The organism is Actinosynnema sp., from assembly GCF_052038725.1.
On record NZ_JBQGCX010000233.1, the window covers coordinates 1 to 1,655 of the forward strand.

Annotated in this window: 2 protein-coding genes; both read right to left on the minus strand. The window is 71.8% G+C overall.

Annotated elements, in window-relative coordinates; all coding sequences use genetic code 11:
- Positions 1-128: 128 nt before the first annotated feature.
- Positions 129-1,364 carry a D-arabinono-1,4-lactone oxidase gene (locus ACTUAL_RS04530; RefSeq protein WP_440899363.1) on the minus strand — a complete coding sequence of 412 codons (1,236 nt, stop codon included), beginning with the start codon at positions 1,362-1,364 and terminating at the stop codon, positions 129-131.
- A gap of 98 nt (positions 1,365-1,462) precedes the next feature.
- Positions 1,463-1,655: sugar phosphate isomerase/epimerase family protein (locus ACTUAL_RS04535; protein WP_440899364.1), on the minus strand; the 193-nt coding region annotated here is incomplete at its 5' end.

Below are 1,655 nucleotides of genomic sequence, written 5' to 3' on the forward strand. Positions count from 1 at the left end.
GGCGGCGGGGGCGCGCTGCGCGCGCCCCGCAGCCCGCGAAGCGGTCAGCCCGCGAAGCGGTCAGCCCGCGAAGCCGCCGGGCTGCGAAGCCGCCGGGCTGCGATGCGGTCAGGAGTGGAGGGTGACGGTCAGGGGTGGGGGAAGTAGGTGTTGATGGTGGGGTTGCGGAACTTGCCCTGGGGGTCGGTGCGGTTCAGGAGGGCTGCGAAGTCGGCCCAGTGGGGGTAGCGGGAGGCCAGGGTGGTGCGGTCCAGGGTGAAGACCTTGCCCCAGTGGGGTCTCGGGGTGAACGGCTCCAGGATGCGTTCGATCTTTGTTGCCACTGCCGCGACCGCCTCCGCCTCCTGTCGCCAGGTGAAGTGGAAGGCGACGCTGGGGCGGTTGTGGACGGGGCTGAGCCATTGTGCGTCCGCGTTGACCGTGCGCACCTCGGAGGTGAGCAGGATCGGGGCGAAGTCGGTCGAGAGGGTGGCCAGGGCTCGTAGGGCGGGGCCTGCGTGTTCTCTGGCCACGAAGAACTCCGACTGGAGTTCCGCGCCTACGCTCGGGGTGAAGGCGGCGCGGAAGTGCGGCAGGCGTTCGTGCCAGGGGCCAGGGTCGCCCAGTTGGGCGGTGCAGTGGTGGGCGGGTTGGCCTGGGACCGGGTGGCGGGGGGTGGTGGACTCGTGGCCGCCGGTCCAGGAGAGGTCCGCGGGTGGGGCGTCCAGGCGGCGCTTCACCCAGACCTGTGCGGTGCCTCGGTACTGGGTGAAGGCGCTGACGCTGTAGGCGGAGCCGTGCACGGCGTCGAAGTGGTCGGTCAGGGCGGACCACGGGACGTCCTGGTAGACGCGCTGCTCGACGTCGAACGCGGGCTCCACGTCGATCTCCATGGTGACGATGACGCCGAGCGCGCCCAGGGCCACCACCGAGCCGTTGAAATCGGGGTCGCCGCGTTCGACCCTGCGCAGGGCGCCGTCCGGGCCCACCAGTTCGATGGCGCGCACCGCGCTGGCCAGTGAGGCGACGCCGTCGCCCGAGCCGTGGGTGGCGGTGACGCAGGTGCCCGCCAGGGTGATGTGCGGCAGCGAGGGCAGGGTGGGCAGGGCTAGGCCGTGGGCGTGCAGGAGCTCCGCCAGCCTGGCCAACCTGATGCCCGCGGAGACCCTCGCGCTGGAGCCTGCGGGCTCGAAGTGCTCCGGCATCCGCTCCAGGGTGATCAGGGTGCCGGTGGTGTCGGCGATCGGGCTGAAGGAGTGGCCGGTGCCCACGACGTGGACCGCGCGCGAGCGCGCCACCACCTCCTGGACCTGCTCGACCGTCTCGGGAACGCTGACCTCCTCAGCGGAGAACGTCAGGTTCTTGGCCCAGTTCGTGCGCGTCATCGTGCCTCCCGAGCGGACTTTAACCCGGTCGGGGGACCCATCGGAACGCCCGTCCCGCAGGGGAGCGGGACGGGCGCGTCACACCCGGTGGGCCCCGGTCACTCCTTGACGGAGAAGGCCGCGTCGAAGGCCGCCGCGGGCGGGTCGAACAGGTGCTTGCGGATGTAGGTCACGGCTTCCTCCGCGCCGCGCAGGCGGTCCATGCCCGCGTCCTCCCACTCCACCGAGATCGGGCCCGAGTAGCCGATCGCGTTGAGCGCGCGGAAGCACTCCTCCCACGGCACGTCGCCG

Excerpts from the sequence above, each read along its gene's own strand:
- ACTUAL_RS04530 (WP_440899363.1), bottom strand. The coding sequence starts at position 1,364 with ATGACGCGCACGAACTGGGCCAAGAACCTGACGTTCTCCGCTGAGGAG.